At 68.5% G+C, this 19,389-nt stretch carries 15 protein-coding genes; 6 read left to right on the top strand and 9 right to left on the bottom strand.

Annotation, left to right across the window (positions count from 1 at the left end):
* Nucleotides 1–7: 7 nt before the first annotated feature.
* Both ACN8HC_RS18015 and ACN8HC_RS18010 read left to right on the top strand, forming a co-directional pair.
* On the top strand, nucleotides 8–1,513 hold the full coding sequence (locus ACN8HC_RS18015) for a bifunctional 2-methylcitrate dehydratase/aconitate hydratase (RefSeq protein WP_490076223.1): 1,506 nt from the start codon (nucleotides 8–10) through the stop codon (nucleotides 1,511–1,513).
* The gene (locus ACN8HC_RS18010) at nucleotides 1,513–2,379 is read left to right on the top strand and encodes an isocitrate lyase/PEP mutase family protein (protein WP_490076222.1); all 867 of its coding nucleotides are present in this window, start codon (nucleotides 1,513–1,515) and stop codon (nucleotides 2,377–2,379) included. The genes ACN8HC_RS18015 and ACN8HC_RS18010 overlap by 1 nt, the downstream gene beginning before the upstream one ends.
* A 176-nt stretch (nucleotides 2,380–2,555) precedes the next feature.
* Here ACN8HC_RS18010 and ACN8HC_RS18005 read toward each other — a convergent pair whose 3' ends face one another.
* The 4 genes from ACN8HC_RS18005 to ACN8HC_RS17990 form a co-directional block, all read right to left on the bottom strand.
* On the bottom strand, nucleotides 2,556–3,299 hold the full coding sequence (locus ACN8HC_RS18005; RefSeq protein ID WP_490076221.1) for a transglycosylase family protein: 744 nt from the start codon (nucleotides 3,297–3,299) through the stop codon (nucleotides 2,556–2,558).
* Nucleotides 3,300–3,457: 158 nt separating this feature from the next.
* Nucleotides 3,458–4,966, bottom strand: a complete 1,509-nt coding sequence (locus tag ACN8HC_RS18000; RefSeq protein ID WP_490076220.1) for a threonine/serine exporter family protein — start codon at nucleotides 4,964–4,966, stop codon at nucleotides 3,458–3,460.
* Complete coding sequence (locus ACN8HC_RS17995; protein ID WP_490076247.1) at nucleotides 4,963–6,888, bottom strand: serine/threonine-protein kinase; 1,926 nt, start codon at nucleotides 6,886–6,888, stop codon at nucleotides 4,963–4,965. Before ACN8HC_RS17995 ends, ACN8HC_RS18000 begins: the two co-directional genes overlap by 4 nt.
* A gap of 181 nt (nucleotides 6,889–7,069) precedes the next feature.
* Nucleotides 7,070–7,495, bottom strand: coding sequence for a CBS domain-containing protein (locus tag ACN8HC_RS17990; RefSeq protein WP_490076219.1), 426 nt, complete (start codon nucleotides 7,493–7,495; stop codon nucleotides 7,070–7,072).
* A gap of 112 nt (nucleotides 7,496–7,607) precedes the next feature.
* On the opposite strand from ACN8HC_RS17990, the gene ACN8HC_RS17985 reads away from it, so the two are divergent.
* Entirely contained in the window at nucleotides 7,608–9,023 is a 1,416-nt protein-coding gene (locus ACN8HC_RS17985; RefSeq protein WP_490076218.1) for an alpha,alpha-trehalose-phosphate synthase (UDP-forming), read from the top strand.
* Nucleotides 9,020–9,808 (top strand): trehalose-phosphatase, encoded by a 789-nt coding sequence (gene otsB, locus ACN8HC_RS17980; protein ID WP_490076217.1) that lies wholly within the window; start codon nucleotides 9,020–9,022, stop codon nucleotides 9,806–9,808. Before ACN8HC_RS17985 ends, otsB begins: the two co-directional genes overlap by 4 nt.
* 12 nt (nucleotides 9,809–9,820) lie before the next feature.
* On the opposite strand, the gene ACN8HC_RS17975 is transcribed toward otsB, so the two are convergent.
* From ACN8HC_RS17975 to ACN8HC_RS17955, 5 genes are all read right to left on the bottom strand, one after another.
* Nucleotides 9,821–10,870, bottom strand: a complete 1,050-nt coding sequence (locus ACN8HC_RS17975) for a LacI family DNA-binding transcriptional regulator (protein ID WP_490076216.1) — start codon at nucleotides 10,868–10,870, stop codon at nucleotides 9,821–9,823.
* Complete coding sequence (locus ACN8HC_RS17970) at nucleotides 10,867–12,747, bottom strand: glycoside hydrolase family 13 protein (RefSeq protein WP_490076215.1); 1,881 nt, start codon at nucleotides 12,745–12,747, stop codon at nucleotides 10,867–10,869. Before ACN8HC_RS17970 ends, ACN8HC_RS17975 begins: the two co-directional genes overlap by 4 nt.
* Nucleotides 12,744–13,637 (bottom strand): sugar ABC transporter permease, encoded by an 894-nt coding sequence (locus ACN8HC_RS17965; protein ID WP_490076214.1) that lies wholly within the window; start codon nucleotides 13,635–13,637, stop codon nucleotides 12,744–12,746. The genes ACN8HC_RS17970 and ACN8HC_RS17965 overlap by 4 nt, the downstream gene beginning before the upstream one ends.
* Nucleotides 13,637–15,223, bottom strand: a complete 1,587-nt coding sequence (locus ACN8HC_RS17960) for an ABC transporter permease subunit (protein WP_490076213.1) — start codon at nucleotides 15,221–15,223, stop codon at nucleotides 13,637–13,639. Before ACN8HC_RS17960 ends, ACN8HC_RS17965 begins: the two co-directional genes overlap by 1 nt.
* A 90-nt stretch (nucleotides 15,224–15,313) precedes the next feature.
* Nucleotides 15,314–16,651: a sugar ABC transporter substrate-binding protein gene (locus tag ACN8HC_RS17955; protein WP_490076212.1), complete on the bottom strand. Its 1,338-nt coding sequence runs from the start codon at nucleotides 16,649–16,651 to the stop codon at nucleotides 15,314–15,316.
* Between the two features lie 244 nt (nucleotides 16,652–16,895).
* Here ACN8HC_RS17955 and ACN8HC_RS17950 point away from each other — a divergent pair, with 244 nt between their 5' ends.
* Together ACN8HC_RS17950 and ACN8HC_RS17945 are read left to right on the top strand one after the other, a co-directional pair.
* The gene (locus tag ACN8HC_RS17950; RefSeq protein ID WP_490076211.1) at nucleotides 16,896–18,011 is read left to right on the top strand and encodes an ABC transporter ATP-binding protein; all 1,116 of its coding nucleotides are present in this window, start codon (nucleotides 16,896–16,898) and stop codon (nucleotides 18,009–18,011) included.
* 126 nt (nucleotides 18,012–18,137) lie between these two features.
* The gene (locus ACN8HC_RS17945) at nucleotides 18,138–19,379 is read left to right on the top strand and encodes a DUF4032 domain-containing protein (protein ID WP_490076210.1); all 1,242 of its coding nucleotides are present in this window, start codon (nucleotides 18,138–18,140) and stop codon (nucleotides 19,377–19,379) included.
* Nucleotides 19,380–19,389 lie beyond the last annotated feature (10 nt).

Below are 19,389 nucleotides of genomic sequence, written 5' to 3'. Positions count from 1 at the left end.
AACAGCATTGTCCAGCAGTGAAACCGACACCAGCACAACGAAATCCGCGACCGGCGGCCGCGCCTGGGACCAGGTACTGGTCGACATCGTCGACTACGTGCGGGACTACCGCATCGACTCCGACCTCGCGCTCGACACCGCACGCAACATCCTGATCGACGCGCTGGGCTGCGGCCTCGAAGCTCTCGAATACCCCGCTGCGACAAAGCTGCTCGGCCCGATCGTGCCCGGCACGGTCGTCCCCAACGGTGCTCGCGTCATCGGCACCAACTATGTCCTCGACCCGGTGCAGGCGGCGTTCGACAACGGCGCGCTCGTGCGGTGGCTCGACTTCAACGACACCTGGCTGGCGGCCGAGTGGGGCCACCCGAGCGACAACGCCGGCGCGATCCTCACCGTCGCCGACTGGATCTCCCGCGAACGGGTGGCCCGCGGCGAGGAGCCGCTGACCATGCAGGCGGTGATCGAGGGCATCGTGAAGGCGCACGAGATCCAGGGGATCATCGCGCTCGAAAACTCTTTCAACGCAGTCGGTCTCGACCATGTCATTCTGGTCAAGGTCGCGAGCACCGCCGTTGTCTCGACGCTGCTCGGGCTCAGCCGGGACGAGACGCTCGCCGCCGTGTCGCTCGCCTTCGTCGACGGTCAGTCACTGCGGACCTACCGGCACGCGCCCAACACCGGCAGTCGCAAGAGCTGGGCCGCCGGCGACGCATGCAGCCGAGCCGTGAAGCTGGCGTTGATCGCGCGCACCGGTGAGATGGGCTACCCGACGGTGCTCACCGCGCCGACGTGGGGCTTCTACGACGTGAGCTTCGGCGGTAAGCCGTTCACGTTCCAGCGTCCCTACGGTTCGTATGTCGCCGAGAACGTCCTGTTCAAGATCAGCTACCCGGCGGAGTTCCACAGCCAGACCGCGGTCGAGGCGGCGCACACGCTCAAGGACCGAATCACTGCTGCGGGCAAGACGATCGACGACATCGACGAGATCACCATCCGCACCCATGAGGCGTGCATCCGGATCATCGACAAGCAGGGTCCGCTGAACAACCCGGCCGACCGTGACCACTGCATCCAGTACATGGTCGCCGTCCCGCTCATCTTCGGCCGGCTGACCGCCGCGGACTACGAGGACGATGTCGCCTCCGACCCGCGGATCGACGCCCTCCGCGCCAAGATCCACTGCGTCGAGGACCCGCAGTTCACCCGCGACTACCACGACCCGGAAAAGCGCAGCATCGCCAACGCGCTGACCGTGAAGTTCACCGACGGCACGTCGCTGGACGAAGAGGTCGTCGAGTACCCGATCGGCCACCGCCGCCGGCGCGAAGAGGGGCTGCCGCTGCTGGAGGCCAAGTTCCGCCGCAACCTGGCCCGGCGGTTCGACGAGGCCAAGCAGCGGGAGATCGCCGAGCTGTCCCTGGACCACGCGCGTCTCGCGGCGACGCCGGTCAACGAGTATGTCGACCTCTACGTCACGCTCGACAACGACTTCGGCCGGAAGGACAGCTGATGCCGGCATCCACGAAGGAGCAGCTGAAGGCGCTGGTCGAGGAACGCGCCGGTGTCGTCGTACCGGGCTCGTTCAACCCGTTGTCCGCCAAGGTGATCCAGGATCTGGGGTTCCGGGCGTCATACGTCACGGGAGCCGGCGTGACCAACATGTCGCTCGGCCTCCCCGACCAGGGCTTCATGGGGCTGGCCGAGATCGCCGACCACACGGCGCGGATCCGGGACGCCGTCGAGCTGCCGCTGCTGGTCGACGCCGACACCGGCTTCGGCAACGCGCTCAACGTGCGGCACACCGTGCGCGTGCTGGAGCGGGCCGGAGCCGACTGCATCCAGTTCGAGGACCAGGTCAGCCCGAAACGGTGCGGCCACTTCGAGGGCAAGTCGGTCATCGACACCGACGAGGCGGTCAACAAGATCAAGGCCGCCGTCGACGCCCGTCGCGATGACAACCTGCTCATCATGGCGCGCACGGACGCGGCCGCCGTCCACGGCTTCGAGGCGGCTGTCGAGCGAGCCCGCGCGTTCGGCGAGGCCGGTGCCGACATCCTTTTCGTCGAGGCGCTCACCGATCGGGAGCAGGTGCTGAACCTCCCCGGCATGGTGGACCAGCCGCTGCTCGCCAATCTCGTCATCGGGGGCAAGACACCCATGGTGTCGGCTCCGGAGCTGGCCGAGGCCGGCTACGGGATCGTGCTCTACGCCAACGCGGCGTTGCAGGGCGCGGTGTTCGGGATGCAGAACGCACTCACCGCGCTGCGGGACCGCGGGCGCGTCACCGAGGAGGACAACCTGGTCGTCGGTTTCGCCGAGCGGCAGCGCCTGGTGGACAAGCCCCTCTGGGACGAGCTCAACGACCGCTACAGCTGAGCTGTTTGGCTCGACTCCTCGCAAGACGGTCCTGCTTCCGGCGATCCGAACCGACCGGCACAGGTATCACCGAACGGCACAGTTACAGGTGTGCCACTCGATGGCACGTGTGCCACTCAGTGGCACGTGTGCCACTCGGTGGGAGGTGTGCCACTCGCCGAGCACTCCGGCCCGTCTCACATCCCGCGCGCGTTGAGGTAGCCCTGCAGGGCGACAACGGTGCGGTGGTTGAAGTTGCTCGCACCGTCCTGCGTGATGCCGAGGTAGCGCTGCACCGCACGAGTGGTGTTCGGGCCGATGACGCCGTCCTGGTAGACGCCGACCCTGGCCTGCAACGCGACGATGGTGTTGCGGGTGAGGTGACTGGCGCCGTCCTGGCGGATACCGAGCCAGTGCTGGGTCGACGCGGTGGTGAGCGGGCCGATGATGCCGTCCAGCACCAGCGCCCGGTGCCCGCTGCCCCGGGACGGCGGTGCGGGTGAGGGTGTGGGCGTCGGTTGGGGCGTGCCCGGGTTGACCTTGATGGCCAGCCCATTGGAGCGGGTGAGGCCGGCGCGCTTGGAGCACACCGGCCAGGCGCCCGGACCCTGGCCGCGCAAGGTCGCCTGCGCGACGTAGATCTGCTGGTCGCGGGTGGCGTACTGCGCGCTCGACGCGAACTGCCCCCCGCCGAAACCGAGCCAGGTGGACTTGGTGAACTGCAGACCGCCGTAGAAGCCGTTGCCGCTGTCGATCGACCAGTTGTTGCTCGACTCGCAGCTGGCGACGCTGTCCCAGACGTTCCAGGGCGTCGCCGCCTTGGCGTGTCCAGCGCTCACCAGGCCGGCACCGACCGAGGCCGCGGAGGCCATCACGGCTCCCAGGGCGCGCCGGCCTGCGACGGACGGCCGGTCGGACTTGTGGCGTGGTGTGTAAGGCACGGTGTTGTCCTCTCGTGGTCACCTGGGAATTCCGTTCGCCTTCGCGAAGCCCCATGCACGTTACGGGATTGACGCATGTGACACAAGATGCGAGTGAGGTTTGGCTGCGAAACTCAAGACGACACGCCGAGCGGAAAGGTAAAATTACATCGATGTAATTAACGGCGTCGGTCCCGACGGCGGCGGTGCAGCGCCTGCCGATCCAGCGGTGCCGAGATGACGTCTCCCATCACCACGCCCGTGCTGATCGCGAGCGCAACGGCGGCCGCCCCCATCAGCGTGCTCACCGCCTGTCCCTGGGTGGCCACTGACGTCCCGACGACGCTGCCGGAGACCGCTTCATACATGCCACGGAAGATCCGCAGACCGGGCAACAGCGGTGACACCGCAGGGACCACAACCACGAGTGCGGGCGCGCCGAGCCGCAGACCGACGAATCGACCGCCCATGCCGATGACGATGGCGGCCACCGCGATGGCCGTCGTCGCGCCGAGGTGGAACCCGCCGAGACCGACCGAGCTGGGCAGGCCGCCGGCGAGCAGCAGCCCGACGGCTCCGAGCAGACCGGCCGGCACCAGGTGGCGCGGCAACACGCGCGCGGACACCGCACTGCACACCGCACCGAAGGCTCCGCAGACGACCTGCAACCAGAGCACGGCCGGCTGGGACGCGAAGTTCAGCGCCTTCGGAGCGGTCAGTTGCAGGTCGAGCGCTTTGTCCAGCCGCAGCGTGAGCGACAGGCCCGCGGCGATGCCGACGATGATCCCCGACGTGGTGAGGAAGACGGTGAGCAGCCGGCCCGCGCCGGTCACCGGGTAGCCGGTGATCGCGTCCTCCACCGCGGAGGCCATCGCGCGGCCCGGCAGCAGCACCACGATGCCGGCGGCGATCGCGTAGCCGAAATCGGTCGGCGGCATCTCCAGCCCGATCCAACCGTGCGTGCCCACGAGGTAGCCGACCCAGGCGAGTACGACGGACACCGCCCCGCCCGCCGCCGAGGCGTAGAAGGACGGCACCGCACGCTTGCCGAGCCACCGGCCGATCCGGTCGACCAGCAGCACCGAGATGATCGACACCACGATGGCCATCGCGTGGCCGCCGAGCAGCGCGCAGACGGAGCCGGCCAGCCCGGCATACCCCAACGCCACCATCCAGCGCGGGTAGATCCGCGACCTGCGCTGGATCCGGCGCAACTTCTTGATCGCGGCCTCGACGTCGTCGATCCCGCCGGACACCAACTCCTCGACGAGTCCGTGCACCGCGGTGAGACGCGCGAAGTCGCGGGTGTTGGATCGCACGACCCGCAGCAAGGTGACCGGCACGCCGTTCGGCGCGGACGCCTGGGCGAGCAGCGATTGGTTGGTGATGTCCAGCTCGAGCCGACGCAGCCCGGCAGCTGCGCTGACGGCGACCACCGCCGCTTCCACATCACGGGTACTCCCACCGCAGCGCAGCAGCAACTCGCCGACCCGCACGGCGAGTTCGAGCGCACGCCGGACCGAGGCCTCCTGCTCGGGAGCCTCCATCGTGCGCGGATCGCGGTATGGCGTGTGGCGCAGGCTGTCCGCGAGCGGCATCGGCTCAGTGACCGGTTCACCCTGTAGGAAGCGCATCCGGCCAGAGAGGGGCAGACCGCCGGGATCCGTGTCGGGCACGTCGTCGTTCACTCGCACCAGGGTAGAGGCGAGTTCCTGCGCGCGGTATGTGCCGGCTGAGCGTCGGCTGAATTCGCTACTGCGCCAGGGGTTTCGCGAGCGCAAGTTGCACCCGCAAACTGGAGTCGCTCGGGATCGGCCACCAGCTGGCGCCCGAGGTCAGGTGCGTCAGCACGAAGATCACGCCGATCACCGCGAGCAGTGCGCACAGGCCGATGATGATCTGGGTCAGCGGCTGGCCGCGCACCACGCCACGCACGATGCTGCGCGAGCCGCGGCGCAGCGAGACGCCGCCGGGACCCCACCACATCACCACCGCGCCGACGAGCACGCCGGCGGCCATCGGCAGCGGCCGGCCGATGTAGACCGGTCCGCCCTCCGCCAGCGAATAGCCGAGCCCGACCGCCGCCGCGGTGCACCCGCCGACGAATGCCGGGATCAGCACGGTCAGCAGCGTGGCCAGCACCGCAATCACGCCGTGCCACGGCGAGGTGACTGCCGCGACGATGCCGTCCGAGCGCCGCGGCCCGGCGGCGTAGCGGCGCAGCACGAGCGAGGTGATCGTCTTGTCGCACCAGCGGGCCGCGATCGCCCACAGCACCAGCAGGGCGATGCCGACCGTCGGCCACACCGCACTGATGCCGGTGAGNCACGAGCGAGGTGATCGTCTTGTCGCACCAGCGGGCCGCGATCGCCCACAGCACCAGCAGGGCGATGCCGACCGTCGGCCACACCGCACTGATGCCGGTGAGCGCGGCCAGCAGAGCGGCCAGCGTGCCGGTGCGCGACGCCTGCCCGATGCGGGGGTCGGGCGGGGGCACGAACCGGCCGGGCGCGACCGACGGCACCGGTCCCTCCGGCCGCGGCACCATGCCGTTGTCGTATGACGGGCCGCCCGCGACAGCGGGCCGCGGCGGGCCCAGGTGCTCGGTCGGATCGGGCCGGCGCGCCGGCCGCACGATCCGTTCGGTGCCTGGCTTGGGCCGGGAGAGGCGCTCCGTGGCGGGCTTGCGCTGGTCGCCCGTGACCCGCGCGGTCCGGCGGTCCGCGATGACCGGCAGTTCCCCGGTGTGACCGCCGTGGGCGAAGATGTCGAGTGCGGCCAGCACCTCGTCGGCGGCCGGGCGGCGCTCCGGGTCGGGGTCGAGGGCGGCCTCGAGCAGTGGCCGGATTCGTGCGTCGACGCCGGTCAGGTCGTGCTCGCCACGGCATACCCGATCGAGCACGACGGGCATCGGCCCGCGACCGAACGGCGAGTGACCACTCGCGGCATACACCAGGGTCGCCGCCCAACCCCACCAGTCGGTCGCCTGCGTGACCTCCTCGCCCTCGACGATCTCGGGTGAGAGGTAGCCCGGCGTGCCCATGACCAACCCGGTGGAGGTGAGCCGGGAATCGTCGGCGACGTGCGCGATGCCGAAGTCGATGAGCACCGGGTCGTCGCCCACCATCAGCACGTTGCCCGGCTTGAGGTCGCGGTGCACGATGCCCGCCGCATGTATGGCGCCGAGCGCGTCGGCCAGTCCCCGGCCCAGCCGGGCGAGCCGCGCGGCCCCGAACGGCCCGTCGTCCTCGACGACCTCGTCCAACGCCGCGCCGGGCACGAAACTGGTGACCAGGAAAGGGCTTTCGCCGTCGACGTCCGCGTCGAGGAAGGACGCCACATGGGGCGACTTCACCCGCACCAGCGTGCTGACCTCCCGGCGCAGCCGCTCGCGGGCACTGCGGTCGTGCGCGATGTGCGCCCGTAGCACCTTGACCGCGACGGCACGGCCGTCGTCGTCCAGCGCCTTGTAGACCACTCCCATGCCGCCCTCGCCGATCTTGCGGATCAGCTGGTAGTCGCCGATGCGGTCCTGATCCGCACGGCGCTCGCGGTCGTCGGCGCCCTGGATCACCGGCAGCCGGTGAGTGCCGCCGTCACCGGGCGGCATCGGCTCCGGGCGGCGGTTCGCAGTCATGGTCTCCACGGTAAGCGACAACGATCCGGACACCGTGCACGACGCCCGGGAGGGTGCGACGTGGCGAACACCACCTGCCAGAAGGGCACAGTCGGGTAACGGATCGGGGTCCCCGCGAAGCATTCGGAGGAGGGGGAGAAACTTCGTGGGGTGATCAGGAAGTGATGTAGGACTCCAGCTGATCGCGTTCGCGCTGCAGCTCGTCGAGCCGGAACTTCACAATGTCCCCGATGCTCACGATGCCCACGAGCTGGTCGGCACGCACCACCGGCAGATGGCGGAAGCGGTGCTCGGTCATCGACGCCGCGAGAGCGCTGATCTCGTCGTCCGGCGAACAGGTGACGACCTCACTGGTCATCAGGCTCGACACCGGCCGGCCGAGCAGGCCGTCGGACCCGCCGAGCAGGGCGCGCACGACGTCGCGTTCGCTGATGATGCCGGTGATCGCGTCGTCGTCCATGACCACGACCGCGCCGATCTGGTGATCGGCGAGGGTCTGCACGAGTTGGCCGATCGTCGCGTCTGACGTGAGAGTCACGACGTCGGATCCCTTGCCCTTGAGCAGCTCTTGGATACGCATGTTTCACCGTAACGCCACGGGGGCCGCTGTGGCCACGATCACACGTCATACAGTGAGGGGTCACGGATGGCCGTCGCGGGGTGACGGCCCACTTGCTCACTGACGAAGGGGTATGCCGGTGCCGCACGACACGTTCGACCTGGTCATCGCGGCCAACCGGCTGCCGGTGGACCGGGTCCAGGAGGGCGGCAAGTCCGTCTGGCGGCGCAGCCCCGGCGGCCTGGTCACGGCCATGGAGTCGGTGATGAGCGATCGCGACGGCGCGTGGATCGGCTGGTCCGGCGTCGCGGGCAAAGCGCCGGCCCCGTTCGAGCAGGACGGCATGCATCTGCACCCGGTCCCGCTCAGCGCCGAGGAGGTGCGCGACTACTACGAAGGATTCAGCAACGGGTCGCTGTGGCCGATCTACCACGACGTCATCGTGCCGGCGACGTTCAAGCGGCGCTGGCAGGCGGCATACGAGCAGGTCAACCAGCGCTTCGCGGAGGTGGCGGCCGAGCTGACGACGCGCGGCGGCACGGTGTGGGTGCACGACTACCAGCTGCAGCAGATGCCGCTGATGCTGCGCGAGCTGCGGCCGGACGTGCGGATCGGCTGGTTCAACCACATCCCGTTCCCGCCGGTCGAACTCTTCATGCAGCTGCCGGCCCGGGATGCCCTGTTGCGCGGTCTGCTCGGCGCGGACTTCCTCGGCTTCCAGCGCCGTGCCGACGCGCAGAACTTCCTGCGCGCCTGTCGCCAGTTGCTGGGCGACGACCAGGTCTCGGTGCGCGGTGACGTCGTACGGACCGCCGGTGGGCACGAATGCCGAGCCGCCGCAGTGCCGATCTCGATCGACACCCGGGCGATGGCCGAGCTGGCCGCGACCCCGCAGGTCCAGGAGCGCGCCGCCGAAATCCGCGGCCAGCTCGACAACCCCGAGCACTTGCTGCTCGGTGTGGACCGGCTCGACTACACCAAGGGCATCCGGCACCGCCTCAAGGCGCTCGAGGAACTGCACCGCGAGGGCCGGCTGGACGCGACGCGCACGAAGTTCATCCAGGTCGCGACACCGAGCCGCGAGCGCCTGGAGGCCTACCAGCAGATCCGCGACGACGTCGAGCGCACGGTGGGCCGCATCAACGGTGACCACTCCCCCATCGGTGCGCCCGCCGTGACCTACCTGCACCGTTCGTTCCCACGCGACGAGATGGCCGCGATGTTCGTGGCGGCTGACGTCATGCTGGTCACGCCGCTGCGCGACGGAATGAACCTCGTGGCCAAGGAGTATGTCGCCACCCACGGCGACAACGGCGCGCTGGTCCTGAGCGAATTCACTGGCGCAGCAACGGAACTCAGGCAGGCGTTCCTCTGCAACCCGCATGACATCGCCCGGACGAAGCAGACGATCCTGCGCGCCATCGAGGCGTCCCCCCGAGAGCGGGCCAGGCGGATGCGGGCCATGCACCGGCAGGTCGTGCGGCACGACGTCCAGCACTGGGCCGAGCAGTTCCTCACCAATCTGGCCGTCGCGCCGAGACAGCCGTGATCGGTGCAGTGCCGGCCGACCTGCGAAAAGCGCTGCGCTCCTTCGCGGCTCGCGAGCGGATCCTCGTCGGGACCGACTTCGACGGGGTGCTCGCGCCGCTCGTCGAGGACCCCTCGCAGTCTCGCCCGGTCGAGGGGTCGATGGACTCGTTGCGCGAACTCGCCGCCGCGCCCGGCGTTGACGTCGCGATCGTGTCCGGGCGGCACCTGAGCGCGCTCCAGGCGCTCACCCGGGTGGAACCGTCCGAACCGATCGCGCTGATCGGCTCGCACGGCGCCGAACCCAACCGCACGCTCGCCCTCGACCTCACCTTCGACGACGCGGCGCGCGCCCGGCTGGAGCAGGCCACGGCCGCCATGACCCAGGTGGTGGATGCTCATCCGCCGACCCGCATCGAGCACAAGCCGGCGGGCGTCGTGCTGCACACCCGCAACGTCCCCGACGACATCGCGCAAGCAGCCACGGCCGCCGCTCTGGCGATCGACCTGCCCGGTGTCGACGTGATGAAGGGTAAGCAGATCGTCGAACTCAGCGTCCTGTCGGTCACCAAGGGCAGCGCGTTGCGGGCGTTGGCAGGGCAACTCGGCACCGACGCGACGCTCTATCTGGGCGACGACGTGACCGACGAGCGGGCGTTCACCGTCCTCGGCGAGGACGATCGCAATGTCACGATCAAGGTCGGCCCGGGCGACACAGCAGCCGGCTTCCGGATCGACGACCCGGCGGCCGTGGTCGAGGTCCTCCGGCTGCTTGCGGATCTCCGCGCCGCCAACCCTCACCAGTGACAGGACGGGCCGTCACCGGCGTTGAGTGGCTGGTCCGGTGTCCGGTGTCGCGGGGTGCCGGGCCTGTGGCGCACGAGCGGTCGAGCCGCGGACCAGGAGCTCCGGCGCGAAGAGCGCGTCACCGGTCGGCTGGGTATGGCCCTTCACCAGTTCTGCGAGGGCATCCGCGGCAGCGGCCGACATCGTGGTGACGTCCTGCCGCACCGTGGTGAGCGGTGGACCGGTGTATTTGGTGATGTCGGAGCCGTCATACCCGATGACCGACAGGTCGGCCGGCACGGTGAGGCCCTGCTGGGTCGCCGCGCGCATCACGCCGAGCGCCATCAGGTCGGAGCCGCAGATGATCGCGGTCGCACCCCGGGCGATGAGCGACCGGCCGGCGAGTTCGCCACCCTCGACGGTGAACCACGTCTGCTCGATCAGCGTCTCCATGCCGGCCGCTGCGGTCTGCCGTTCGAACTCCGCGACCTTGCGGATCGACGGCACATAGCGCGGCTGTCCGGTGGCCAGGCCGATGCGTTCGTGACCGAGTTGCACCAGATGGTCGAAGGCGAGCGCGACCGCCGCCCGCTCGTCGGTGGAGAGCGACGGTGCCGCGATCTCCGGGCGGTGGCCGTTGATCATCACGATCGGCAGTCCCTGCGCCACCAGTCCCTGGTAGGCGGAGATGTCCGAGTTGGCCTCGGCGTGTTTGCCGCTCACGAAGATGATGCCGCAGACGTCGTGGTCGAGCAGCATCGGCAGGTAGTCCTCCTCGGCGACGCCGCCCGGCGCCTGCGTGCAGAGAACCGCGGTGAATCCCTTTGCCGCGAGGCGTTGTTGGATCACCTGGGCGAAGAGCGGGAAAACCGGGTTCGTCAGCTCCGGCACGATGAGCCCGACCGGGCCGCCGCGCATCGCGCTGCGCAGGTGGGGCGGCCGTTCGTAGCCGAGCACGTCGATGGAGGTCAGCACGGCCGAGCGGGTCTCCTCTGCAACGTTGCTCTTGTTGTTCAGGACTCGCGAGACGGTGGCCTCGCTGACACCGGCGTGCTCGGCGATCCGGGCCAGTCGCCCGGTCACTGCGCGGCCCGCGAGACGGCCGAAGGATCGTCGGTCGGCGACCAGGCCCAGAGCGCATAGCCCGGCCCGTCGGCCTGCAGGGCGACCGTCGCTTCGTCCGGCATGATCTTCGCGGCCGATGCGGCCACCGGCCGGCCGAGTTCGATGCCGGGCAGGTGTATGGCGGGAACCGTCAGCACCTCGTGGGCCGCCCGGGCGCAGTGCACCAGCACCGCAGCGTCCCGCGTCTCGCGCACGAAGGTCAGGCTGTCGCCGGTCGCGGAGACCCACCGCAGGCCCCCGTGCCGCAACGGCTCGAGCTCGTGCCGCGCCGCGATCAGCTCCTGGTATGTCTCGAAAATGTCGGCGTCCCAGCGCTCCTCGCCCCAGGGCATCGGCCTGCGGCCGTCCTCGCCGAAGGCGCCCTCCATGCCGATCTCGTCGCCGTAGGTGATCATCGGTATGCCGGGCATCGTCAGCAGCAGCGCCGCCGCGACGCAGACCATCGCGCGGTCCCCGCCGACCAGCGTGCGGATCCGCGTCGTGTCGTGCGATCCGGTGAGGGTGAAGCTGAAGACGCGGGACCGCCATGGATCGAGCGAGCCGAACTCGTCGATCGTCGCCGCCACCGACTCCCCGCCCAGACGTGGCACCGGGAGCGGCGCCCCGAGGAAGTTCGGTGCAAAGCCCTTGTCCCGCAACCAGGTCCACAGCGGACGCGTGAAGCCGGAGTAGTTCATGACACCGTGCCAGCCGGAACCCTGCGCGTCGGCCGAGTGGTCGTGCACGTGCTCGCCGACGAGCAGCTTCTCGCCGCCGAGGTCGTCGAGGGTCGCACGCAGGTGCTCGGCGACCTCGTGGTTGACGTCCTGCGCGTTGTGGCGTCCGGTCATGTTGGCGACGTCGATCCGCCAGCCGTCCAGCGGTTGGGGCCCGGTCAGCCAGCGCCGCACCGGAGCGTCCGCGCGGTCGAAGAAGGCCGCCCGCAGCGCTGCCGAGGAGTGGTTGAGCTTGGGCAGCGACGGCACGCCGAGCCAGCTGTCATATCTGTCGTCGCCGTGGAAGAAGTAGTAGTCGCGTTCCGGTGCGGTGGGGCCGGCCTGCGCTGCCCGGAACCACTCGTGCGCGTCGCCCGTGTGGTTCGTCGTCAGGTCTCCGAGCACGCGGATCCCGCGCCGATGTGCTTCTGCGACAAGCCGATCGAGCGCTTCGTCGCCTCCCAGCAACGGGTCCACCGCGTCGAAGGTGGAGGCGTCATACCGGTGGTTGGAGCGTGCCGGGAAGAACGGCGTGAGGTAGAGCACCGTCACCCCGAGCCGCTCGAGATGGCCGAGGTGCTCCCGGATGCCGTCCAGGTCCCCGCCGAAGAGCTGCGTGCTGACCGCGTGCCGGCTCGCCGAGTCGACGGCGTCGTCCCAGGACGCGGGCGTGGCCCACTCCGGTGCGATCTCTGCCACCGGAGGAGCGTCCTGCGCGCGTGCGAACCGGTCCGGAAAGACTTGGTAGACAATTGAATCCGCGGCCCAAGCCGGTGGCTCGGGATAGGTGACGAGCCGGAAGTCACCGTGATCGGGGACGTCGCGCCGGTGCAGTCCGGTGCCGTTCAGCCACAGGTATGTGCCGTCGACACCCTCCAGCAGGAAGCGGTATGACGTGACGGGGTTGTGGCAGGTGACCTCGGCCGTCCACCAGTCCTCGACCGCGCCGCGCCGCTCGATCGTCGCGCTGCCGAAGAACGGCTCGCCGTCCCATACCTGCCGGACGTGCAGCGCCGTGACGCCGGCGGCATGTGGCACCCGCACGCGCACGGTGACGGCCTCGCCGAGCTGCGGCGCCTGGTTGCCGACATACAGCGCCGATCCGTCGTGGTGCGGCCGGGCCAGCAGATCCTCGCTCACTTGACCGATCCCTGGGTGAGGCCGCTGACCAAGTGCTTCTGGAAGACGAAGTAGAGGATCATGATCGGCAACGAGGTGAGCAACGACGCAGCGGCGAATTCGCCGAAGAGAGAGACGCGTTCGTTGCCGAGCGTCATGCCGTAGAGGCCGACGCCGAGGGTCTGCGAGTTGACGTCGGTCAGGAAGATGCTGGCCAGCATGAACTCACCGAAGAGACCGACGAAGGTGATCATGAAGACCGTCACCAGGATGGGCCGGACCAAGGGCAGGATCACCGTGAAGAAGACGCGCGCGTGCGACGCGCCGTCGACGCGGGCCGCCTCATCCAGCTCGCGCGGAACGGTGTCGAAGTAGCCCTTGAGCAGCCACACGTTCGCGCCCATGGCGCCGCCCAGGTAGGCCAGGATCAGCCCCCAGACGGTGTTGAGCCCGAAGGCGGGCAGCACCTCACCGATCCGGCTGAAGGTGATGTAGAGGCCGACGAAGGCGAGCAGCGCCGGGAACATCTGGAGCAGCAGCAGCGCGAGCAGACCTGCTCGCCGGCCGCGGAACCGCAAGCGGGAGAAGGCGAATGCCGCACACGCGCCGATGAAGAGCCCGATGAGCGATCCGCCGAGCGAGATGAGCAGGGAGTTCTTGTACCAGGTCAGGAAGGGCCGTGCGCTGTCGTTCAGCAGGTCGTGGAAATTGCTGAAGCTGATCCCGGTCGGGAAGAGCGAGGTCGTCGAGAGGCTCCCGGACGGGTTCAGTGCCGAGGAGAGCACGAAGAGCAGTGGGAAGAGGGCGAAGGCGAGCGCGACCCAGACGACGACGTGCTTCCACCAGACCTTCTTGAAGTCGGCGGCTCGGTTGCTGCCGACGCTCTTCACCGTGGTGCCGGGTGCGGACATCAGTTGACCTCCTCGAGTTGCTTGCTGCGCAGGAAGCCGGGGAAGCTCATCAGCGCCACCAGCGCGAAGATGATGATCGCGACCGCGCCGGCCAGGCCGTAGTCGGGGCTGGTGCCGCCCAGCGCCAACCGGTAGGCGTAGGTGATCAAGAGGTCACTGGAGCCGATCTGGGCGTTGCCGTTGTTGAACGGCCCGCCCTGCGTCAACAGCTGGATGAGCCCGAAATTGTTGAAGTTGTACGCGAACGAGGCGATCAGCAGGGGGCCCACCGCGACCAGCAACAGCGGTCCGGTCACCGATCGCAGGGTGCGCCACGCACTCGCGCCGTCGATCCGCGCCGCCTCGAGCACGTCACCCGGCAGTGACTGGAGGGCACCGGTGCACACGATGAACATGTAGGGGAAACCGAGCCACAGATTCGTGATCAGGATCGCCGCCCGAGCACCCCACGCGTTGCCCAGCCAGTCGATGTTCAGATGGGTGAGGTTGTTGATCAGGCCGAACTGCTGGTTGAACATCGATCCCCAGACCAGCGCCGAGACGAAGACCGGCACGGCATACGGCAGGATCAGCACCGAGCGATAGATCCCGCGGCCGCGGATGCGAGCGTCGTTCAGCAGCAACGCCAGGAGCATGCCGGCGATGAAGGTGGTGAGCACCGACAGTGCGGCGAAGCAGATGTTCCAGACGAAGATCTTCAGGAAGCCGTCCCGGATGGTGGGGTCGGTGAAGATCGTCGTGAAGTTGGCGAGCCCGACATTTTCCTTCCAGCCGACCGGGAGTGGCTGTCCCTGGCCGTTTTTCGGCATCCATTGAGCATCCTTGGCGACATACACCTGTTTGCTGACGGTGTCGGTGACCGTGTCGGCCTTCTTGTCCCACACCAGCGTCGGTTTTCCCTCGTATGCCGCGGCGAAGCCGCTCGCCTTGATGCCTCCGCCGTCCTTGGTCGGCACGGCGAACTGCCCGAGGTCCTTGCGCTTGTTGGCCTGCAAGAGGTTCAGCGTGGTGTAGCCGTCCGCCGTGACGATCTTGCCCGCCTGCTCGGTGACCTTGCTCTTGTCGAGCGGCTTGAGCCCGGAGCGGTCACCGACATACGTCTGACCCTTGCTGTCGGTGAGCAGGAAGATCAGCGGACCGGTGGTGACGCTCTGCCCGTCCTTGACCCCGACGGTGAGGGTGTAGGTCGGAGACCCGGCGACCTGCTGCACCGAGTAGGCGATGTCCTGCCGCGTCGCGTCCTGCTTGGACGCCAGGTGGCCCTGGCCATAGTTGGTGAGCGATGTCGCGGCGGTATAGACGATCGGCCACACCTGGAGGCCGACCAGGAGCACGACGCCGAAGAACAGATATTTGGCCGGCACCGCGCGGCGCGTGCCGAAGACCAGCAGTGCGCACATTGCGAGGAACGCGACACCGATCACCGCGAACGTGTTGCCCGCGTCGGCCAGCTTCGTCGCGACGTAGAAGGCGAGCACGACGCCGAGGACGATCAGCCCCCACTTCCCGGCGTTCGCCCACCAGGGGGTCGTCGCGGGCGGCAGGCCGGTCCGCGATTCCTCGCGGGTGGTGGTGGTGACAGCCATGTGAACTCCGGGCGGTGCAGCGGGACGGGGTGGGAGTGGGGCTCGGCGGCTGCGGCCCGGACGGTGGTGGACCGCAGCCGCCGAGGTCGGTCAGCCCTTGGCGATGTTCTGGGCGATCTCCTGCTGCGCCTTGTCGAACCGCGCCTTCGGCTGGCTCTTGCCGGAGACCACATCGGCCATTGCCTGGCCGAGCGGACCCCAGACGGAGTTCATTGCGGGAATGTTCGGCATCAACTTGCCACCCTGCGCCGCCGCCGCCCACTTGGCGACGTCGGGGTCGGTCTTGCTCACGTCGTCATACGCGGCGGTGAGCGCCGGCGGGCGCTGGCCGACCTTGAAGAGGGTCTCCTGCGCCGATTTGGTGGTCAGGAAGCTGGTCACGAAGGTCTGCGCGATCGTCGCGTTCTTGGCCTTGGAGGACACGAAGAACATCTGCACGCCGAGGAACGGCTTCATCTGGCCACAGCCGGCGATCGTCGGCAGCGGGTCGACGGAGTATTTGATGCCGGCCTTCTTGAACGCCGGGATCGACCAGGGACCGGTGATCTCGAACGCGGTCTTCTTGGTCTGGAAGAGGGTGTCGGCGTTGGTGGAATCGATGTTGGTCGAGAGTGCGCCGACCTTGCCGAGCTGCGCCATCTCGGCCGCACCCTTGATGCTCCCGGCGCTGTTGACGATCAGCTTGCTCGGGTCGTAATCGCCGTTGGACTTGGTCCCGAAGATGCCACCACCGCAGGCGGAGAGGAACGGATAGCCGTTGTAGGCGTTGCCGGTCTTGCCGACCTGGTCGGACAGGATGTTGCTGACCTTGCCCTCCTTCTTCAGCTTCTGACCCATCGACACCAGCTCGTCCATGGTCTTGGGAGCGGTGGGAGCAAGGGACGTATTGCGAACCAGCGCAAGGTTTTCCACGCCGTACGGCACGGCATAGGTCTGGTTGTTGTACTTCGTCGCGGCGATCGCCTGCTTGTTGAAACCGGAGGCGACGCTGACCGGCAACTGCACCGGCGCGATCGCGCCGTTGGCGACCAGCTCACCGGTCCAGTCGTTGGCGCCCACGATCACGTCGGGCGCCTGCCCTGCCTTGAACGCGGTTTCGTACTGCCCGCGGACGTCATTGGCGATCTGGACCGCCACCTTGACCCCGTTCGCCGCGCCGAACTGGGTGGCCAGCTGGCGGACGTATGGCGCGGACGTCGCGTCCGCCCAGATGACCAGGTCGGCGTTCTTGTCCCGGGCCGGGTTCTTGGTGCTGACCGAGGTGGGTGCGGCGGCCGCGGACGACTTACCGCCGGCACTGCTTGCCGCGGCTCCGGAACTGGTGCCCGCGGCAGAGCTCTTGCTGCCACCCGAGGACGACCCGCCGCAGCCGGCGAGGGTGACTGCCGTCGCGCTGGCGAGAGCGACGGCGAGAGTGCGCTTGATCATGGAATCTCCTTCGGCGGATGTGACGCTCGTCATACAGCGTTGCCGGGACACTACCGAGCTTGCAGCGCTTCTGCAAGATCTTGCAGGCGCCTTTCAGTCGCTTTCAGCAGCCGTATGGCGAGACGTTTCCCGGCACGGCCCCGGCACAGGCGCGGCCCGGGTAGGGTGTGTTCGGCGTCACACCACGCCGCACCCATTCACAACGGATCGTCCGGCACGTTCCTGCCGGTGAAGGAGTTGCATCATGGCGACAGTCACCTATGACAACGCGACACGCGTTTATCCCGGAGCCGACACCGCTTCGGTCGACAAGCTCAACATCGACATCCAGGACGGCGAGTTCCTGGTGCTGGTCGGCCCGTCCGGTTCCGGAAAGTCCACCGCGCTGCGTATGCTGGCCGGCCTCGAAGAAGTCAACGAGGGCCGCATCATGATCGGCGATCGGGACGTCACCAACCTGTCCCCCAAGGACCGCGACGTCGCCATGGTCTTCCAGAACTACGCGCTCTATCCGCACATGTCGGTCGCCGACAACATGGGCTTCGCGCTGAAGATCGCCGGCGTGTCCAAGACCGAGATCCGCAGCCGGGTCGAGGAAGCGGCCAAGATCCTCGACCTCGAGCCCTACCTCGACCGCAAGCCGAAGGCGCTCTCCGGTGGTCAGCGGCAGCGTGTCGCGATGGGACGCGCGATCGTCCGTTCGCCGCAGGTGTTCCTGATGGACGAGCCGCTGTCCAACTTGGACGCCAAGCTTCGTGTGCAGACCCGCACTCAGATCGCTTCTCTGCAAAGGCGATTGGGCGTCACGACCGTCTACGTCACCCACGACCAGGTCGAGGCCATGACGATGGGCGACCGCGTCGCCGTGCTCAAGGACGGCATCCTGCAGCAGCTCGACACCCCGCGGCGGATGTACGACCACCCCAACAACGTCTTCGTCGCCGGCTTCATCGGCTCGCCGGCCATGAACCTCTTCGAGGTTCCGGTCGCCGACGGCGGCGTCAAGCTCGGCTCGCTCGTTCACCCGGTCGACCGCGCCAAACTGGCCAAGGCGGACACCACCGCGATCGTCGGCATCCGGCCCGAGGACCTGGAGCCGACCAGCGAGGGCGGCATCCCGGTCGAGGTCGACGTCGTCGAAGAGCTCGGCGCCGATGCCTACATCTACGGGCGCACCAGCATCGGGAACCAGCCGGGCGAGAAGCAGTTGGCCGGCTCCGAGAACGACAAGCAGATCGTCGCTCGCGTGGACGGCCGGCAGGTGCCGGACAAGGGACAGACGATCCATTTCAAGCCCAAGGGCGACGGCGAACACCTGCACCTGTTCAACCCGCAGACCGGGGAACGCCTGGAGTCCTGACCTGCCGCTGCTTCTGATCGAGCGGCATACCAACACACTGAGCGGCGTACGGAATCGCGCAGATTCCGTACGCCGCTCACTGCTGCGATATGCCGCTCGATCAGCGGGCAGAGCACAATGGTGCCCGTGGCACTGGACATCACCACCGCCCGACCGTGGCCGGCACTGCTCGATCTGCCGTGGCGACTCCCCCTGGCGGAATGGCCCGAGGACTGGCTGGCCGCCCTGCCTCGAGGCATCTCGCGGCACGTGGTCCGCTTCGTCCGGCTGGAGGGCCGGGTCGTGGCGGTCAAGGAGATCAAGGACGACATCGCCCGCCGGGAGTACAACATGCTGCGGATGTTGCGGCGCCTCGACCAGCCGGTCGTGGAACCGATCGGGGTGGTCAGCGGCCGACTGACCAAGGCCGGCGAGCCGCTCGACGCGTGCCTGCTCACCCGCCACCTGCAGTTCTCCCTGCCCTATCGGGCGATGCTCAGCCAGAGCTTGCGGCCGGAGACCGCGGCACGACTCATCGACGCGTTGGCCGTGCTGCTGGTCCGCCTGCACCTGGTCGGCTTCTGGTGGGGCGACGTGTCGCTGTCCAACGCGCTCTTCAAGCGCAGCGCCGGGGAGTTCTCGGCATACCTCGTCGACGCCGAGACCGGTGAGTTGCACGACCGGCTGACCAACGGCCAGCGGGAGCACGACCTCGACATCGCCCGGGTGAACATCGCCGGCGAGCTGATGGACCTGCAGGCCGGCGGGTTCGTCGACGAGGAACTCGACCCGATCGCTGTGTCGGACCGGATCATCGAGCGCTACACCGTGCTGTGGAGCGAACTCACCGCCGTCGAGCGCTTCGACGTCGGCGAGCGATGGCGGGTGGACGAGCGGATCCGGCGGCTCAACTCACTCGGCTTCGACGTCGGAGAGCTCGACATCACGACAGACTTCGACGGCGCGACGATCCAGATCCAGCCCAAAATCGTTGACGCCGGGCATCATTCGCGGCGACTGCTGCGGCTGACCGGACTGGACGTCGAGGACAACCAGGCCCGCCGGCTGCTCAACGACCTCGACTCCTTTCGCGCGGCCAACGATCGGCAGAACGACGACGAGGAGCAGGTCGCCCACGACTGGCTGATGCAGGTCTACGAGCCGGTGACGCGCACCGCCCCGCTGGAGATGCGTCGCAAGATCGAGCCGGCCGAGTTGTTCCACGAGGTGCTCGAGCACCGGTGGTACATGTCCGAGGCGGCGCACCGCGACTTCCCGATCGAGGAGGCGGCGCGGGACTACATCGCCAAGGTGCTGCCCGGCAAGCCGGACGAGAGCGCCGTCGTCGGTGTCGACACCCAGGAGTTGCCGGTCCGCGCGCACCCGTGAGTATGCCGGG

The organism is Flexivirga sp. YIM B11880, assembly GCF_058148645.1.
The sequence above is the reverse complement of the archived record's forward strand: the minus strand, read 5'-3'. Positions and strand labels throughout refer to the sequence as shown.

Excerpts from the sequence above, each read along its gene's own strand:
- ACN8HC_RS18010 (WP_490076222.1), top strand. The coding sequence starts at position 1,513 with ATGCCGGCATCCACGAAGGAGCAGCTGAAGGCGCTGGTCGAGGAACGC.
- ACN8HC_RS17990 (WP_490076219.1), bottom strand. The coding sequence starts at position 7,495 with ATGCGTATCCAAGAGCTGCTCAAGGGCAAGGGATCCGACGTCGTGACT.
- ACN8HC_RS17985 (WP_490076218.1), top strand. The coding sequence starts at position 7,608 with ATGCCGGTGCCGCACGACACGTTCGACCTGGTCATCGCGGCCAACCGG.
- ACN8HC_RS17965 (WP_490076214.1), bottom strand. The coding sequence starts at position 13,637 with ATGTCCGCACCCGGCACCACGGTGAAGAGCGTCGGCAGCAACCGAGCC.
- ACN8HC_RS17960 (WP_490076213.1), bottom strand. The coding sequence starts at position 15,223 with ATGGCTGTCACCACCACCACCCGCGAGGAATCGCGGACCGGCCTGCCG.
- ACN8HC_RS17955 (WP_490076212.1), bottom strand. The coding sequence starts at position 16,651 with ATGATCAAGCGCACTCTCGCCGTCGCTCTCGCCAGCGCGACGGCAGTC.
- ACN8HC_RS17950 (WP_490076211.1), top strand. The coding sequence starts at position 16,896 with ATGGCGACAGTCACCTATGACAACGCGACACGCGTTTATCCCGGAGCC.